This is a genomic window from Sphingomonas sp. LR59 (genome assembly GCF_036855945.1).
GTDB lineage: Bacteria > Pseudomonadota > Alphaproteobacteria > Sphingomonadales > Sphingomonadaceae > Sphingomonas.
Window position 1 is genome coordinate 2336523 of record NZ_JASPFL010000001.1, and the last position, 14911, is coordinate 2351433.

15 protein-coding genes, 1 pseudogene and 2 riboswitches are annotated in these 14911 nt (G+C 66.6%); of the genes and pseudogenes, 5 read left to right on the top strand and 11 right to left on the bottom strand.

The window, feature by feature from the left end:
• Positions 1 to 106: 106 nt before the first annotated feature.
• The 7 genes and pseudogenes from QP164_RS10840 to QP164_RS10870 all read right to left on the bottom strand — a co-directional run bounded on the left by QP164_RS10840 (position 107) and on the right by QP164_RS10870 (position 8196).
• Positions 107 to 1642: an aminoacyl--tRNA ligase-related protein gene (locus tag QP164_RS10840; RefSeq protein ID WP_333923124.1), complete on the bottom strand. Its 1536-nt coding sequence runs from the start codon at positions 1640 to 1642 to the stop codon at positions 107 to 109.
• A gap of 201 nt (positions 1643 to 1843) precedes the next feature.
• Positions 1844 to 2356, bottom strand: coding sequence for a CcdC protein domain-containing protein (locus QP164_RS10845; RefSeq protein WP_333923125.1), 513 nt, complete (start codon positions 2354 to 2356; stop codon positions 1844 to 1846).
• Positions 2357 to 2408: 52 nt separating this feature from the next.
• Positions 2409 to 3982, bottom strand: a pseudogene (gcvPB, locus tag QP164_RS10850) (aminomethyl-transferring glycine dehydrogenase subunit GcvPB).
• Positions 3979 to 5337 carry an aminomethyl-transferring glycine dehydrogenase subunit GcvPA gene (gene gcvPA / locus QP164_RS10855; protein ID WP_333923126.1) on the bottom strand — a complete coding sequence of 453 codons (1359 nt, stop codon included), beginning with the start codon at positions 5335 to 5337 and terminating at the stop codon, positions 3979 to 3981. The pseudogene gcvPB and the gene gcvPA overlap by 4 nt, the downstream one beginning before the upstream one ends.
• 133 nt (positions 5338 to 5470) lie before the next feature.
• Complete coding sequence (gene gcvH, locus QP164_RS10860; protein WP_132735659.1) at positions 5471 to 5842, bottom strand: glycine cleavage system protein GcvH; 372 nt, start codon at positions 5840 to 5842, stop codon at positions 5471 to 5473.
• Between the two features lies 1 nt (position 5843).
• The gene (gcvT, locus tag QP164_RS10865) at positions 5844 to 7091 is read right to left on the bottom strand and encodes a glycine cleavage system aminomethyltransferase GcvT (RefSeq protein WP_333923127.1); all 1248 of its coding nucleotides are present in this window, start codon (positions 7089 to 7091) and stop codon (positions 5844 to 5846) included.
• 47 nt (positions 7092 to 7138) lie between these two features.
• A riboswitch (glycine riboswitch) is annotated at positions 7139 to 7244 on the bottom strand.
• Between the two features lies 1 nt (position 7245).
• Positions 7246 to 7363, bottom strand: a riboswitch (glycine riboswitch).
• A 230-nt stretch (positions 7364 to 7593) separates the two neighbouring features.
• On the bottom strand, positions 7594 to 8196 hold the full coding sequence (locus tag QP164_RS10870; protein WP_435368416.1) for a hypothetical protein: 603 nt from the start codon (positions 8194 to 8196) through the stop codon (positions 7594 to 7596).
• A gap of 158 nt (positions 8197 to 8354) precedes the next feature.
• Between QP164_RS10870 and ispH the strand changes: the two genes are divergently transcribed.
• Genes ispH through rnhA form a run of 3 tightly spaced genes read left to right on the top strand, consistent with a single transcriptional unit; the run spans position 8355 to position 10724 of the window.
• Positions 8355 to 9311: a 4-hydroxy-3-methylbut-2-enyl diphosphate reductase gene (ispH, locus tag QP164_RS10875; protein WP_132735665.1), complete on the top strand. Its 957-nt coding sequence runs from the start codon at positions 8355 to 8357 to the stop codon at positions 9309 to 9311.
• A gap of 1 nt (position 9312) precedes the next feature.
• Positions 9313 to 10263 carry a homoserine kinase gene (gene thrB / locus QP164_RS10880; RefSeq protein WP_333923129.1) on the top strand — a complete coding sequence of 317 codons (951 nt, stop codon included), beginning with the start codon at positions 9313 to 9315 and terminating at the stop codon, positions 10261 to 10263.
• Positions 10260 to 10724 carry a ribonuclease HI gene (rnhA, locus tag QP164_RS10885; protein ID WP_132735670.1) on the top strand — a complete coding sequence of 155 codons (465 nt, stop codon included), beginning with the start codon at positions 10260 to 10262 and terminating at the stop codon, positions 10722 to 10724. The genes thrB and rnhA overlap by 4 nt, the downstream gene beginning before the upstream one ends.
• A 213-nt stretch (positions 10725 to 10937) precedes the next feature.
• Here rnhA and QP164_RS10890 read toward each other — a convergent pair whose 3' ends face one another.
• Positions 10938 to 11453: a hypothetical protein gene (locus tag QP164_RS10890; RefSeq protein WP_333923130.1), complete on the bottom strand. Its 516-nt coding sequence runs from the start codon at positions 11451 to 11453 to the stop codon at positions 10938 to 10940.
• Between QP164_RS10890 and QP164_RS10895 the strand changes: the two genes are divergently transcribed.
• On the top strand, positions 11452 to 11832 hold the full coding sequence (locus QP164_RS10895) for a hypothetical protein (protein WP_333923131.1): 381 nt from the start codon (positions 11452 to 11454) through the stop codon (positions 11830 to 11832). The two genes, QP164_RS10890 and QP164_RS10895, sit on opposite strands and share 2 nt — an antisense overlap.
• A 405-nt stretch (positions 11833 to 12237) precedes the next feature.
• Here QP164_RS10895 and QP164_RS10900 read toward each other — a convergent pair whose 3' ends face one another.
• Genes QP164_RS10900 through QP164_RS10910 form a run of 3 tightly spaced genes read right to left on the bottom strand, consistent with a single transcriptional unit; the run spans position 12238 to position 14386 of the window.
• Complete coding sequence (locus tag QP164_RS10900; RefSeq protein WP_333923132.1) at positions 12238 to 13350, bottom strand: NAD(P)/FAD-dependent oxidoreductase; 1113 nt, start codon at positions 13348 to 13350, stop codon at positions 12238 to 12240.
• A complete protein-coding gene (locus QP164_RS10905) occupies positions 13350 to 13925 on the bottom strand; it encodes an alpha/beta hydrolase (protein ID WP_333923133.1) in 576 nt (191 codons plus the stop codon). Before QP164_RS10905 ends, QP164_RS10900 begins: the two co-directional genes overlap by 1 nt.
• A 38-nt stretch (positions 13926 to 13963) precedes the next feature.
• Positions 13964 to 14386: an alpha/beta hydrolase gene (locus tag QP164_RS10910; RefSeq protein ID WP_333923134.1), complete on the bottom strand. Its 423-nt coding sequence runs from the start codon at positions 14384 to 14386 to the stop codon at positions 13964 to 13966.
• 19 nt (positions 14387 to 14405) lie between these two features.
• On the opposite strand from QP164_RS10910, the gene QP164_RS10915 reads away from it, so the two are divergent.
• Positions 14406 to 14882, top strand: coding sequence for an A24 family peptidase (locus tag QP164_RS10915; RefSeq protein WP_132735682.1), 477 nt, complete (start codon positions 14406 to 14408; stop codon positions 14880 to 14882).
• Positions 14883 to 14911: the final 29 nt, after the last annotated feature.

Here is a 14911-nt window from a genome sequence, read left to right on the forward strand (position 1 = left end):
TCCGTTTCGGTTGGTCCGCCGCACTGGGTATCCGGGTCGTTTGGCACCCCGCCCCCGACTTCGAGCAAGCCCTCGACGTGACGCCGACCGCAGCCGATCGGCGCGCTTAGTAAGCGCGGCCGATCAGGATGCGCTCCACCGCGGGTTCGCCGGTGAAGATGCACGCGCCGTCGTCGCAGCCGGTCTGCCCCATCGGCGCGTTGCGGATGGTGAGCTTGAGCGCCTTCAACCGCTCGACCACCTTGTCGAGCGCAGGCCCGGTCGGCTTCGACCAGCGAACATCGACCCAGCCAGGGTTCTTCATACCGTCGGCGAAATGCGCTTCGACCGCGGCGAAGTCATCGGCGGGGACGATGTTGCCCTTCACGCGATTCATCGACTCGACATGGAGCGTCGCTTGAACGTCGTGCAGCATGCCCGAGACTTCGCTCACGAACTCGGTCCGCGCGACGGCGTTGCTGTCGAGCTTGCCGTCCTCGCGGTAGAGGCGGTCGCGGCGGATCACGGTGACGTTGCCGCCGGCGACATCACGGCCGCCGACCTCGATCACGATCGGTGCGCCCTTCTTGACCCAGCCCCAGCGCTTGGTCGCGGCCTTGGCGGGCTTGAGGTCGAGCAGCGCGCGGACCGGTTCGCCGAGCGCGGACTGCTTGGCGATCTCGGCCTGGAGCGACTTGCAATACTCGACGATCGCCGCGTCCTCGGGCACGTCGCGCAACATGGGGACGATCACGACCTGCCATGGCGCGATCATCGGCGGCACGCGCAGGCCGTCGTCGTCGCCGTGGACCATGATGACCGCGCCGATCATCCGCGTCGACACGCCCCAGCTGGTCGTGTTGCACAGCTCGAACTCGCCGCCGGCATTCTGGAAGCGGATGTTCTGCGCCGAGGCGAAGTTGGTGCCGAGGAAATGCGAGGTACCGGCTTGCAGCGCCTTGCCGTCCTGCATCATCGCCTCGATCGAATAGGTCGCGACCGCGCCGGGGAAGCGCTCATTCTCGGGCTTTTCGCCAGCGATGACGTGGACGCCGAGGCATTCCTCCGCGAAATCGCGATAGACTTCGAGCATCTTGAGCGTCTCGTCGCGCGCTTCTTGCGGAGTGGCGTGCGCGGTGTGGCCCTCCTGCCAGAGGAACTCGCTGGTGCGCAGGAACATGCGCGTGCGCATCTCCCAGCGGACGACGTTCGCCCATTGGTTGATCAACACGGGCAGGTCGCGCCACGACTGGACCCAGCGCGCGAACGCGGCGCCGATGACCATCTCGGAGGTCGGGCGGACGACCAGCGGCTCCTCGAGCTTGGCGTCGGGATCGGGGATCAGCCGGCCATAGCCGTCGGCCTTGAGCCGGTGGTGCGTGACCACGGCCATTTCCTTGGCGAACCCGTCGACGTGCTCGGCCTCCTTCTCGAAATACGAGAGCGGGATGAAGAGCGGGAAATAGCAATTCTCGTGACCGGTCGCCTTGATCCGGTCGTCGAGCAGGCGCTGGATGCGCTCCCAGATGCCGTAGCCCCAGGGCCGGATGACCATGCAGCCGCGGACGCCGGATTCCTCGGCGAGATCGGCCTCGGAGATGACGGCCTGGTACCAGGCGGAGAAATCCGCCTCACGGGTGACGGGGAGTGCGCGCTTTATCATGGGGTGCGGATAGCGGGTGTGCGGGGGTTCGTCACGTGTGAGTTGCGGCTCGATTCCGTCGTCGGTCCGGTTGCGTGACCTTCACTCCTCCCCACCGTCATCCCAGCGAAAGCTGGGATCTCTCTGAGGAATGTCGCTCCCAAGCCGCGAAAGATCCCAGCTTTCGCTGGGATGACGGGTGGGGCTCGTGGATGGGTGGGGCTAGCGAACCCGGGCAGTTTCCAGCATCCGCTTGGCGCGCAGGTACATCTCGACGCGCTGGGTGGTGAACAGGCCGAGCGCGAGCGCGACCAGCATGTCGGTGATCGCGAAGGCGTTGAGGTGCAGCGCGTGGCCGTCGCCGATAATGGCGCGCGCGCCGGTGCGGACGGCGACGATCGCGATCAGGAAGAAGACAGCGGCCGGCGAGGAGGTCGTGTTGAGCGCGTGGCTGTCGGGGTCGATCGTGATCCGCATGAGCTTGCCGCGTTGCCAGCCGAGTGCGGCGCCCATGATCAAGGCTAGCGCGCAGAACAGCCAGGCGAGGCCCTGCGGCGGGTACATCACGAACATGTAGAGCGCGACGGCAGCGTAGACCGCAGGGAAAACCCAGAGGCGCTCGAGCTTGAGCGGCTTCACCACGCTCATGCGGCGCCAGCGGACCGCGAAGACGATGCCGATGATGACGGCCGTGATCGCGTAGCTGATCCAGCCTTGTGCTTCGTGCGCCTGCATTGATAGCCCCCCGCCCTGCCCGGTGATCCCGAGCTAGACGGGGAGCGTATCGTTACTCGGCGGCTTGCGCCAGCGGGGCCGGGTCCTTCCAGACCAGCACCGGCTTGCGTGCCGCGAGCGTCTCGTCGAGGCGCGCGCGGGGGCGAAATGCGGCGCGGTCTTGAGGCTCGGATCGCCGGCCTTGGCGCGTTCGGCGACCGAGCGGAGCGCGGCGATGAACTGGTCCAGTGCCGCCTTCGATTCGGTCTCGGTCGGTTCGACCAGCATCGCGCCGTGGACGACGAGCGGGAAATACATCGTCATCGGGTGGAAGCCCTCGTCGATCAGGCCCTTCGCGATGTCGATCGTCGAGAAACCGGCAGCGAGACCCGAGTCCGAGAATAGCGCCTCGTGCATGCACGGACCCGAGGGGCCGAACGGCGCGTCGAGCGTGTCGTCGAGGCTGCGGAGGATGTAGTTCGCATTAAGCACCGCATCCTCGGACACCTGGCGCAGGCCGTCCGCGCCGTGGCTGAGGATGTAGGTCAGTGCGCGCGTGAACATGCCCATCTGGCCGTGGAACGCGACCATGCGGCCGAAGCTGCCGGCGTGATGTTCGCCTGCGGTTTCCTCCTCGACGAGGACGAACTGGCCGTCCTGGTTCTCGACGAACGGGAGCGGTGCGTAGGGAGTCAAAGCCTCCGAGAACACCACCGGACCCGAGCCAGGGCCGCCGCCGCCGTGCGGGGTCGAGAAGGTCTTGTGCAAATTGATGTGCATCGCGTCGATGCCGAGATCGCCGGGGCGGACGCGACCGACGATCGCGTTGAAGTTCGCGCCGTCGCAATAGACGAAGCCGCCCGCCGCGTGCACCGCGTCGGAGATCTCGCGCATGTCGCGCTCGAACAGGCCGCACGTGTTGGGGTTGGTGATCATCACGCCGGCGACGTCGGGGCCAAGCCGGGCCTTCAGCGCGGCGGTGTCGACGCGGCCTTCGGCGGTGGCGGGGATGTCCTCGACGCTATAGCCGGCGAACGCTGCGGTGGCGGGGTTGGTGCCGTGCGCGCTCTCGGGGACGAGGATGATCTTCCGCGCGCCTTCGCCCTTGGCTTCGAGTGCGGCGCGGATCGCCAGGATGCCGCAGAGTTCGCCGTGCGCGCCCGCCTTCGGGCTCATCGCGACCGAGGTCATGCCGGTGAGCGTGACGAGCCAATGCGCGAGTTGGTGGATGACTTCGAGTGCGCCCTGCACCGTGTCGACCGGCTGGAGCGGGTGGACGTCGGAGAACCCGGGCAGCCGCGCCATCTTCTCGTTGAGGCGCGGGTTGTGCTTCATCGTGCACGAGCCGAGCGGGAAGAAGCCGAGGTCGATGCCGTAGTTCTGCCGCGAGAGGCGGGTGTAGTGACGGACGGTTTCGGGCTCGGAGAGACCGGGGAGGCCGATCGGCGCCTTGCGCGTGAGGTCACCGAGCATGTCGTGTGCGACGTCGCCTTCGCCGAAGTCGACGCCCGTCGTCTTCGCATCGCCGATCTCGAAGATCAGCGCTTCTTCCAGCATCAGCGCCTTGTTGCCGGTGACGCTTGCGGGAACGCCGCCGGTGCTCGCCTCGGGAGCCGTAGGGCGCCAGCCGCTCTGGTTGATGCTCATGCCAGTATCTCCTCGAGTGCGGACGCAAGCGTTTCGACGTCCTCCGCCGTGGTCGTCTCGGTCACCGCAACGACCAGTCCGTTAGCGAGGTCGTCATTGCCGGGATACAACCGGCCCAGCGAGACGCCCGCTAGGATGCCGCGGTCGGCCAGCGTGCGAACGACCGGGCGGGCTTCGACGGGGAGCTTCAGCGTGAATTCGTTGAAGAACAACGTGTTGAGCAATTCGACACCCGGCACCTTCGCCAGTCTACGCGCGGCATGAACCGCGCCTGCATGGTTCACCCCCGCAAGGCGTCGCAGACCCGCTTCACCGAGCAGAGTCATGTGGATCGAGAAGGCCAGCGCGCAGAGGCCCGAGTTGGTGCAGATGTTCGACGTCGCCTTCTCGCGGCGGATGTGCTGCTCGCGGGTCGACAGCGTGAGGACGAAGCCTCGGCGGCCGTCGGCGTCGACGGTCTCGCCACAGAGGCGGCCGGGCATCTGGCGGACGTATTTGTCCTTGCAGCCGAACAGGCCGACATAGGGTCCGCCGAACTGGAGGCCGACGCCGAGCGACTGGCCTTCGCCGACGACGATGTCCGCGTCCATCTCGCCGGGCGACGTAATCGCGCCCAAGGCGACCGGCTCGGTGACGACCGCGATCAGCAGCGCCTTCTTCGCGTGGCACGCATCCGCGAGCGGGCGCAGGTCGGCGATGCGGCCGAGGATGTCGGGATACTGGACGACGACGCACGAGGTGTCGTCGTCGATCTTCGCAATCAGCTGGTCGAGGTCCATGTCGGCGACCAGTTCGGGGGCGGTCGTGTCGAGCACGTCGCCGGTGAACTTGGCCATCGTGTTGGCGACCGAGACGTAATGCGGGTGGAGGCCCGACGACAGGATCGCCCTGCCCCGCTTGGTGATGCGACGCGCCATCACGATCGCTTCCCAGCACGCGGTCGAGCCGTCGTACATCGAGGCGTTGGCGACGTCGGTACCGAGCAGCCGCGCGACCTGCGTCTGGAACTCGAACAGCATCTGCAGCGTGCCCTGCGCAATTTCCGGCTGGTAGGGCGTGTAGGCGGTGAGGAACTCGCCGCGCTGGATCAGGTGGTCGACGCTGGCGGGAACGTGATGCTTGTAGGCGCCGCAGCCGAGGAAGAACGGCGCTTCGCCCGCGGTGAGGTTCTTCTTGGCGAGCGCGGACATGTGGCGTTCGACCGCCATTTCAGAGGCGTGCATCGGCAGGTCGCGGACCGGGCCGTCGAGGCGGGCGGCTTCGGGGACGTCGACGAAGAGGTCGTCGATGGTCGCGGCACCGATGACGGCGAGCATTTCCGCGCGGTCGGGCTGGGTCAGGGGAAGGTAGCGCATGGCGGTCTTTCCAAAAGACCGTCACCCCAGCGAAAGCTGGGGTCTCATACCGCGGGGTAGACGCTGGTGTCGGCCCCGCGGCGGGAGGTCCCAGCTTTCGCTGGGATGACGGATTACGTCAGAGCGAGTTAGTTCAGAGCCCTTCGACGAAGGCTGCGTAGGCGGCTTCGTCCATCAGGCTGTCGAGTTCACTCGGGTCGCTGAGCGTCAGCTTGAAGAACCAGCCCGCCGCTTCGGCATCCGAGTTCACCAGGCTGGAGTCGTCGGTCAAAGCCGCGTTGCCCTCGGTGACGGTGCCCGAGACCGGGGAATACACGTCGGACGCGGCCTTGACCGACTCCACGACCGCGGCTTCGTCGCCCTTCGACAAGGTCTTGCCGGCTTCTGGGACGTCGACGAACACGACGTCGCCGAGCTGGCTTTGCGCGTATTCGGAAATACCGACGGTGCCGACGTCACCGTCGACATCGACCCATTCATGATCCTGCGTGAAGTAACGGCTCATATCACTTGGCTCCTGCGCGGACGTAGCGGTGGGGAATGAAGGGCATCGCGGTGACGGTGGCGGTGTGGACCTTGCCGCGTTGCGCGATTTCGATGCGGGTGCCGGGGGCGGCGAGCGCGAGCGGCACATAGGCCATCGCGATCGGCTTCCCGAGCGTTGGCGCGAAGCCGCCGCTGGTGAGGCGGCCGATCGTCGCGCCGGTGTCGTCGATCACCTCGGCGCCTTCGCGCGCGGGCTGGCGGCCCTCGACGATCAGGCCGACACGCTTGGTGGCGGGGCCGTGCTCGCGCTGGGTGAGGATACGCTCGGCACCGGGGAAATCGGCGGCTTCGCGGCGGCGCTTCGACAGCGCGAAACCGAGGTCGGCCATGACCGGCGTGATCTCGGGGTCAAGGTCGTGACCGTAGAGCGGCAGGCCGGCTTCGAGACGCAACGAGTCGCGCGCGCCGAGGCCGATCGGCTTGATCTCTGCGAGCGCGAGCAGCGCGTCGGCGAACGCAACGGCGTGCTCGGCGGGGAGCGAAATCTCGACGCCATCTTCGCCGGTGTAGCCCGAGCGGCTGATCCAGAGCGGCACGTCGTTCCAGTGGAACGCACCGGCGGTCATGAACACGAGGCCGTCGACGCCGGGGACGATCCGCGCGACTGCTTCAACCGCCTTCGGACCCTGTACCGCGAGCAGCGCCTGGTCTTCGAGGATGTTGATCGTGACGTCGTCGGGCAGATGCTCGATCAGGTAGCTGATATCGTCGTACTTGGTCGCGCCATTGACGACGACGTAGAAGCTGCCGCTGGCGGTCGGCGACGGGTGGAGCGGGTCGTACGCCTCGGGCTCGACGTCCTGCGCGGAGAATGGCGACGGCTGGTCGTCGGGGAGGCGCGTGGCCATCAGGTCGTCGAGGATGCCGCCGTCCTGTGCGAGCAGCAGCGAGTAGCGCATCTTGCCCTCGCCAAGCCCGGCGATGTCGCCCGGCAAGACGGTTTCGAGCGCGTGCGCGACGCCCTCGCCGGAGAAGACCAGCTGGCCCATGTGGCTGACGTCGAACAGCCCGGCCGAGTCGCGCGTCCACGCGTGTTCGGCCATGATGCCCTCATACTGGATCGGCATCTCGTAGCCGGCGAACTCGACCATCCGCGCGCCCTGCGCCCGGTGCCACGCGTCGAGCGGCAGAGGCAGGATCTCGGGCTCGACGTAATCGTCGGCCTGATCGATGATGCTGGCGTAGTCGCGCAGTTCGGGGTCGCTCATGCTCGGTCTCCGTCGAAGGGGCGCGCGGCACCCGGTGGTGCTGCGATCCGAACCCCTCTGTCACGGGACCTGAGAGCTTTCGCGCGAACAATGTCCAGCGCTTACCCCTTCGGTGGCCCTCGGCTTACGCCAGGACGCTTTCCAGAGTGTCGATCAGCCCCGCGCGGTCTCTGGTGCCTGAGAGATTCCGGGGTGGTTGCTCCTTCGGCGGTTCCGTGCCCAGTCAAGGGCCAGCCCTGAAAGGACCGGAAACGCTCTCCCGCGCGGTGCCATGCCGGTTGCACGACATCGACGCCGCGAGTTGTGACGCGGCGCACAATCTTAGTCAATCGGGGGTTTGGGGGTGGGGGAAGATTTAGCGCGCGTCGGCCATCGTTCCGTTGCCTCGGAACTAGCTCGGCATGACGGCGGGGCGGGCGTTTTGAGCCTCACTCCCCTCTCCCTTCCCACCGCAAGGGCGGCGGGCCCCTTCCCTCTCCCCGGCGGGGAGAGGGACAATGGCTTAGCGGGTGGCGTTGTACTTGAGTTGATCGTCGGTGAGCTGGAAGCCGACCAATGCCTCGAAGCTGGCGCGGAGGACGGCCTGACGGACTTCCGGCGTGCTCAGCGGATCGACCGCGGCGTCCTGATCGCCAGCCTTGCGCTTGCGGGTCAGCTTTTCGCGAACGTCGTCGGGCAGCGTTGCCGCCGAGCGCGCGACCGTTGCGGAAGCGGTCGCCGAGGTCGAGGCGAGCGCCTGACCGGCGTCGAAATGCAGCGCGACGCGGCCGATGCGCTTGGCGACGACGGCGGTGCCGCCGCGGACTACCGTGATGAAGTATGGCAACGTCACGTCCCGCGCGCCTTCGGTGCGGTTGCGACGGGCGCGGATGTCGAAGGTGACGCTAGTGACGACCTGGTCGGTCGCATCGGCGCAGGTCGACCGGACATTGGTCATCAGCGCGGCGACGTCGATCGCCGACTGGTCACGGCTGGTGGCGGGATTGAACAGCGTAATGTCGCCGGTCGCAGCAGGGAGCGCGACAGGCGGGCAGACCGAGCGGACCGCGGAAATGCCGCCGGTCGCATCGACTTCGCCCTTGCCGGCGCACCCGGTCAGGAGGATCGCACACGCCGAAACGGCTAGGATAGGGGCTTTCACGGCGACGCTTACCTTCTCGAACGAGCGAAAGGGCCACCGCATGTCGCAAGCGGCCCCTGTCGCGGCGCACCATAGGAACCGGCTATCGTCCAGGCAAGCAATCGCGTAGAGGCTGACGCATCATGAGCCCAATCGACAAGCCGCCGCTCGAACTGTTGATCGCAGCGCCCCGAGGTTTTTGCGCCGGCGTCGACCGCGCCATCCGGATCGTCGAACTGGCGATCGAGAAGCATGGCGCTCCGGTCTATGTCCGCCACGAGATCGTCCACAACAAGTTCGTCGTCGACACGCTGAAGGCGCAGGGCGCGATCTTCGTCGAAGAGCTCGACGAGGTGCCTGATGGCGCGCCGGTCGTGTTCTCGGCGCATGGCGTGCCGAAATCGGTGCCGCTCGACGCGCAGAATCGCGGGCTCGAATATCTCGATGCGACGTGCCCGCTGGTGTCGAAGGTGCACCGCCAGGCCGAGCGTCTGGTCGCGCAGGGCCGGCATATCGTGTTCATCGGCCATGCCGGGCATCCCGAGGTGATCGGCACGTTCGGACAGGTGCCCGCGGGCGCGATGTCGCTGATCGAGACGGTCGAGGACGCCGAGGTGTTCGCACCCGCCGATCCGTCGAACCTGGCCTTCCTGACGCAGACGACGTTGTCGGTGGACGATACTGCTGCGGTGGTGGCGACGTTGCAGCGTCGCTTCCCGCAGATGCTGCCGCCGCGTGGCGAGGACATCTGCTACGCGACGTCGAACCGCCAGACCGCGGTGAAGGCGATCGCGCACAGCGTCGATGCGGTACTGGTGATCGGTGCGCCCAATTCGTCAAACTCGGTGCGACTGGTCGAGGTCGCCGAGCGCGAGGGTACGCCGGCGATGCTGATCCAGCGAGCGAGCGAGCTCGATTGGGACTTCCTCGCCGGCGTCGGTACGCTGGGAATTACCGCGGGCGCCTCGGCGCCTGAATTGCTGGTGCGCGAACTCGTCGATCGGTTGTCGGAGCGCTACACGGTGTCCGAGCGCGAGGTCGAGACCAACCGCGAGACGATCGCGTTCAAGCTGCCCCGCGGGCTGGAGGCGGCCGCCTAGCATGGCGGTCTACACGCAGGTGTCGGCGGAGGCGCTGGGCGCGTTCCTCGCCAAATTCGATCACGGCGAACTGGTCTCGGCCAAGGGCATTGCCGAGGGGGTCGAGAACAGCAACTACCTGGTCGATACGACGACCGGGCGGTTCATCCTGACGCTGTACGAAAAGCGCGTGTCGGCGGACGACCTGCCGTTCTTCATGGCGATGCTCGACCATCTCGCGGTCGACGGCAACCCGGTGCCGCGCGCGCTGCCCGATCGCAGCGGTGCGCTGATCCACGAGCTTTGCGGGCGGCCGGCGTGCCTGATCGAGTTCCTGACCGGGGTGTCGGTGTCGCATCCGAGCGAAGCACAGGCATATGCAGCGGGCGCGGCGATGGGTGCGATGCACGTCAGCCTCGCCGGGTTCGCTGGTGTGCGGCCGAATACGCTGGGGCCTGACGGTTGGCGCGCCTTGCTGGCAAAATGCGGCCGCGATCTGGATGCGATCGAGCCCGAGCTGTTCGATACAATCAGCACGGCAGCGGATGCGGTCGTCGCGGCCTGGCCTGCCGACTTGCCGCGCAGCGTCATCCATGCAGATCTGTTTCCCGACAACGTGCTGATGCTCGGCGACCGGGTGACGGGGCTGATCGACTTTTATTTCGCCTGCACCGATATCCGCGCCTACGATCTGGCGATCCTGCACAGCGCCTGGGCGTTCGATGCGCAGGGCGAAGGCTATGATGCGGGGGTCGGCAAGGCGCTGGTCGCGGGGTATGTCAGTCGGCATCCGCTAACCGATGCCGAACGCGCCGCGCTGCCGGTGCTGGCGCAGGGGGCGTGCCTTCGCTTTCTGGCGACGCGCGCGTGGGATTGGCTCAACACGCCGGCGGATGCGCTGGTGACGCGCAAGGATCCGTTGGCGTATTGGCGGCGGTTCGAGGCGTATCGCAAGGACGATCTGTTTGCATGACTGACGACACCGACGTTTCCATCACCAAGGTCGAGATCTTCACCGACGGCGCGTGCAAGGGCAATCCCGGCCCCGGCGGCTGGGGCGCGGTGATCCGCATGGGCGCGCACGAGAAGGAATTGTCGGGCGGCGAGACTCCGACGACCAACAACCGGATGGAGATGACCGCGGCGATCGAGGCGCTCAACGCGCTGACCCGGCCGTGCGCGGTGACGCTGTACACCGACAGCAAATACGTGATGGACGGCCTGACCAAGTGGGTGAAGGGCTGGCAGCGGAACGGCTGGAAGACCGCCGACAAGAAGCCGGTGAAGAACGCCGAGCTGTGGCATGCGCTGCTCGCCGCGGTGGCCCGGCACAAGATCGAATGGCAATGGGTCAAGGGTCACGCCGGCCACCCGGAGAACGAGCGCGCGGACAAGTTGGCGAGCGACGCGGCGGTGGCCGCCGGGCGGCGCTAGGTTGGGCGACGCTGAGACCGGGCGTCTGTTACCCCACCCCGGCGAAGGCCGGGGCCCAACTGGGAAACGACTCTGATTAAGGACGGCGTGTCGTTACGCCGACCTTTCCAATTGGGCCCCGGCCTTCGCCGGGGTGGTAATTGTACACCTGTCGGCGGCGTTGCGCCGGTGTGACCGGACTATCAGAACCGCCGCCATCCAGCTGCCACCGCATCACGCGCCGATCATGTCGCCGAACTGCGTGTCCGCGCGGACCGCGTCCTGCCAGGACGGGTCTCGGTTCATCGTCAGGTTGATGATGACGATGCCCGCATGCGGTGGCCGGGCCGGGCGCGGTAGGCGGATCACGCGGCGGCCCGAGCGATAGGCGGCCAACGTCGTATCCTTCGCGCGGCGCGCCGCGTTAGTGGCGTGCCAGCCGACCACCGCAAGCGCGACCTGCGCGGCGTCGCTGACGGCGGTCGCGGATTGCTGGCCGCGCTCGCGCATCCGGCGCAAGGACTGGCGTACCCATGACGGCTGATCGAAGGCCGACACGTCCGCCGAGCGCCACGCCACGCGCAACCCCTCGGGCACACCGGTCCAGCTATCGCCCGCCGAACCGACCACCGACGGCGCGGAGCGGATCAGATCGTGCCGGCAGCGCTGGCAGCGACTGAACAGAAACCCCTGATTTTCCAGCACCAGCGGCGCGGCGACGTGCCCCGAGGCGTGACAGAGCAGGTTCATGATGGTCCTCCTTGATGATCGACGTGTTGAGATGCAGCGCGGCGAGGACGATCAGATCCCCCGGCCCCTGTTCGAGTACCTGATCGAGATTCCAGACTTCGAAATGACGGCCCATGCCGACCAGCAACGCGCGCTGTTGCACCCCGCGCCGGGCTCGCATCCACGACGCGATGCGGAGCCGGCCCTTGCCGTCCATCTGCGCGGGCGCGACAAAGCCCAGCCGCCGCCGAAGCACCGTATCGCGCGCACCCCTCCCAGTTTCGCGCAACGTCGCCACGATGATCGTCGACGCTCGCGCGATCATAGACCAGCAGGCAAGGATCTTCGGCATGAAGACCAACGAACAAATCGTCCCGTACGCCCCTGGATTGGATCGTAACGCAGAATTGATCGGGAAGAACCAGATCGCCCCGTGCGCTTATCGTAGATACCGCGCTTCCAACGAAGATATTGTCCATCCGCAACTACACCACTGCCAAGTGACCGGACCGGCGAAGCACATCTGTTGAGTATCACATCGTGACATCATCGGATGCTTGTTCGTCCCGGCACTCATGGCGCGTTAACCATAGCGGGGAATTAACATTTTTTAGTTTTACTCAAGAAACCGATTCTGTTGGTTTTCACCGAAAATTTTCGGAATTTTATTCAATAGATTCCCGGATTTGCTTATCACAATGGTAAGCGAATTTTTCGCGGCGGATCGTTTTCACGGCGGTGAAATCAGTTTGCGCCGTCGCGACTCGCGATTTCGAGGCTTAAACTTCGCGAAGCGTCGCGCCTGTCAGGCGAACCGATGCGGCGAGTAGCGCTGCGTATCGAGGGTCGCGATCGCGACGTCTGGGGCAGTGCCCAGCAACAGGCTGGCAGCGAGCAAGGCGGCGGCAGGTGCCGTCTGGATTCCGAAGCCGCCCTGCCCCGCGCACCAGAAAAAGCCGGAAACATCGCGGTCGAAGCCGTAGACCGGCACGCGATCGGGCGCGAACGTCCGCAGCCCGGCCCAGCGTCGCTCGACCGCAGCGACCCGCCAGTCGACGACGCGCTCGAACCGATCGATCGCAATCGCGACATCGATCTCTTCCGGCGCGGCATCGCAAGGATCGGTCGGGGTTTCATCGTGTGGGCTGAGCCACAACCGCCCACCCGATTCGGGCTTGAAGTAGAACCGCCCGGCGATGTCCGCGACATGCGGCATGGTCTCCGGCGCACCGGGATCGGTCCGCAGTTGCGCCATCGTCCGACGATACGCCTGCAGGCCCAATGGCCTCGCCCCCGCGCCGATCGCGACACGATCGGCCCACGCCCCGGCAGCGTTCACCAAAATCCGTGCACGCGCGGTTCCCGCGGTTGTGACGATCGTCCAGACACCGTCGGCGCGGCGTGCCTCGACGAAGGCAGCATCGGTGACGAACTGCGCGCCGGCACGCCGGCCGGTCGCGATGCTGTCCGCATGCAACGCCGCGACATCGATATAGGCGCAACTCGCTTCCTGCACGCCGAACACCCAGTCGGCTCGCAGGCCAGGGACGAACGCAGCGGGGTCGACCGGATCCAGGACCACCGCGCTATCCGCGAACGCCGCAAGGAACGCATAGATCGCCGCCTCGTCCCCGGCGCGACCAATATGCACCGATCCGAGCGGCGCGAGATGACCGCCGGCGTGGAGAAGCGGCCCCGAGGCGGTGGTCAGCGGCTGGATATCTGGACCGCCATAGGTCTCCGACCAGAACGCCGCGGATCGTCCAGTGGCATGATAGCCGGGCGCCGCCTCCGCCTCGAGAACGAGGACGCGCGCGTTCGATCCGAGGGCGGCGGCGAGGCTGGCGCCGGCCATCCCCGCACCGACGATCGCCACGTCGTAAACCGGTCCGAACACGGGCGTCGCGAACGCGGCCATTACGAACGCGGCGGCACGACGGCATCGAGGAACGAATCGATGGCGCCCAAGGCCCGGTCACGCACGCCGTCCGCCTCGCGGAGGATCTCATGCGCCGATTCGCGGCCGAACCGGACGATCTGCGCATCGGGCAACCGCGCGCCGAGTCGCAAGGCCGCATGGGGATCGACCAGCTTGTCGGCTTCCGCGACAAGCATCAGGACCGGCGTCTCCATCGCCTCGATCCGCGGATCGACCGCAAGCGCAGCGGCGGCGGCAAAGCCTTGCGCCAACCACGACCAGCTCGGTGGCCCAAGGCACAGCGCGGGCTTTTCGGCCTGCCACCAGCGCTCGTCATCATAGCGTGAGGCGTCATGCGTCAGCAGCGATTGTCGCGACGCGATCGAACCGGGCCGCTCGTTGCTGCGCCAAGCACCCCGCGCGGGATTGCCGCGCGACGCCATCCACCGCGCGACACGACCGGCGATCCCGGCGCCGACCGGTGACTTCAGCCCGATCATCGGCGCCACCAGAATCGCGGCATCGGGCTGGATCGACCGTGCCGCGAGTGCGCGCACGACCATCATGCCGCCCATCGAATGTCCCAAGATCACGCGAGGTATCACGGGGGTGGCTAGCTACCCCCGCTCCGCCACCCAGTCCGACCAGAACGCCGCCAGGTCGCGGTCATAGGTCGTGTAATCGTCGACGTGCCCGACATGGGGGTCCCCGGAAAGCCGTCCCGAGCCCCCTGCCCGCGCCAGTCGAACGCGGTCACCGACCACCCGTGTGCATGGAGATGCGCAAACGTCTCCAGGTATTTTTCGAAGATATCACCGCGCCCGGTCTGGAACAGCACCGCGCCCCGCGACCGCCGCGATACTGTGTCGGCAGGCCAGTCGAAGCGACGCAGTGCCCAGCCGTCGGGGGCAGTCCAATACCCGATTCGCGCATCGGCCGGGATCGCACGCCGAACAGCCTCGGCGGCATCACGCTCCGCTACGTGCGTGTAACCGAACGAAGAATCGGTCGGGACGGTTACTTTTTCGAAAGCCATCTTCGTTAGGGTCTAGCCGATGGGGTGGAACATTGCTCTTCCAATTTTGATTTTCGCGCTTGGCGGCCTGCTGGTGTCCGCCGGCATCGAAGACGCGCGAACGCGGGAAATCGCCAACTGGAAAAATGCCGCGGTCGCGTTGCTCGCGCCGGTCTGGTGGTACGCCAACGGGCTCGAAATCTGGCCCGACGTCGTATTGCAGCTGGGCGTCGCACTCGCGGTGTTCGCCGCGTTCCTGGTCGCGTTCCATTTCGGCCTGATGGGCGGCGGCGACGTCAAGCTTATCGTCGCGCTGGCCCTGTGGTTGCCGTTTCCGGCGTTCCTCTCGATGCTGATGGTCATGTCGATCGCAGGCGGCGTCGTCACCCTCGTCATGATAGCCGAGCGCCTTATCAAGAAGACATCGGCGGCGATCGAAGTCCCGTACGGCGTGGCTATAGCATTCGCAGGGCTGCTCGCACTGCGCGAACCACTCCTTAATCAGTTTCAGTCATGATTAACGCCGAAGCAGAATTCCGGCGCCTG

Bases quoted from the DNA above. Each gene is read 5' to 3' on its own strand.
- QP164_RS10840 (WP_333923124.1), bottom strand. From the start codon at position 1,642: ATGATAAAGCGCGCACTCCCCGTCACCCGTGAGGCGGATTTCTCCGCC.
- QP164_RS10845 (WP_333923125.1), bottom strand. From the start codon at position 2,356: ATGCAGGCGCACGAAGCACAAGGCTGGATCAGCTACGCGATCACGGCC.
- gcvPA (WP_333923126.1), bottom strand. From the start codon at position 5,337: ATGCGCTACCTTCCCCTGACCCAGCCCGACCGCGCGGAAATGCTCGCC.
- gcvH (WP_132735659.1), bottom strand. From the start codon at position 5,842: ATGAGCCGTTACTTCACGCAGGATCATGAATGGGTCGATGTCGACGGT.
- gcvT (WP_333923127.1), bottom strand. From the start codon at position 7,091: ATGAGCGACCCCGAACTGCGCGACTACGCCAGCATCATCGATCAGGCC.
- ispH (WP_132735665.1), top strand. From the start codon at position 8,355: ATGAGCCCAATCGACAAGCCGCCGCTCGAACTGTTGATCGCAGCGCCC.
- thrB (WP_333923129.1), top strand. From the start codon at position 9,313: ATGGCGGTCTACACGCAGGTGTCGGCGGAGGCGCTGGGCGCGTTCCTC.
- rnhA (WP_132735670.1), top strand. From the start codon at position 10,260: ATGACTGACGACACCGACGTTTCCATCACCAAGGTCGAGATCTTCACC.
- QP164_RS10895 (WP_333923131.1), top strand. From the start codon at position 11,452: ATGATGGTCCTCCTTGATGATCGACGTGTTGAGATGCAGCGCGGCGAG.
- QP164_RS10890 (WP_333923130.1), bottom strand. From the start codon at position 11,453: ATGAACCTGCTCTGTCACGCCTCGGGGCACGTCGCCGCGCCGCTGGTG.
- QP164_RS10900 (WP_333923132.1), bottom strand. From the start codon at position 13,350: ATGGCCGCGTTCGCGACGCCCGTGTTCGGACCGGTTTACGACGTGGCG.
- QP164_RS10905 (WP_333923133.1), bottom strand. From the start codon at position 13,925: ATGGGCGGCATGATGGTCGTGCGCGCACTCGCGGCACGGTCGATCCAG.
- QP164_RS10910 (WP_333923134.1), bottom strand. From the start codon at position 14,386: ATGGCTTTCGAAAAAGTAACCGTCCCGACCGATTCTTCGTTCGGTTAC.
- QP164_RS10915 (WP_132735682.1), top strand. From the start codon at position 14,406: ATGGGGTGGAACATTGCTCTTCCAATTTTGATTTTCGCGCTTGGCGGC.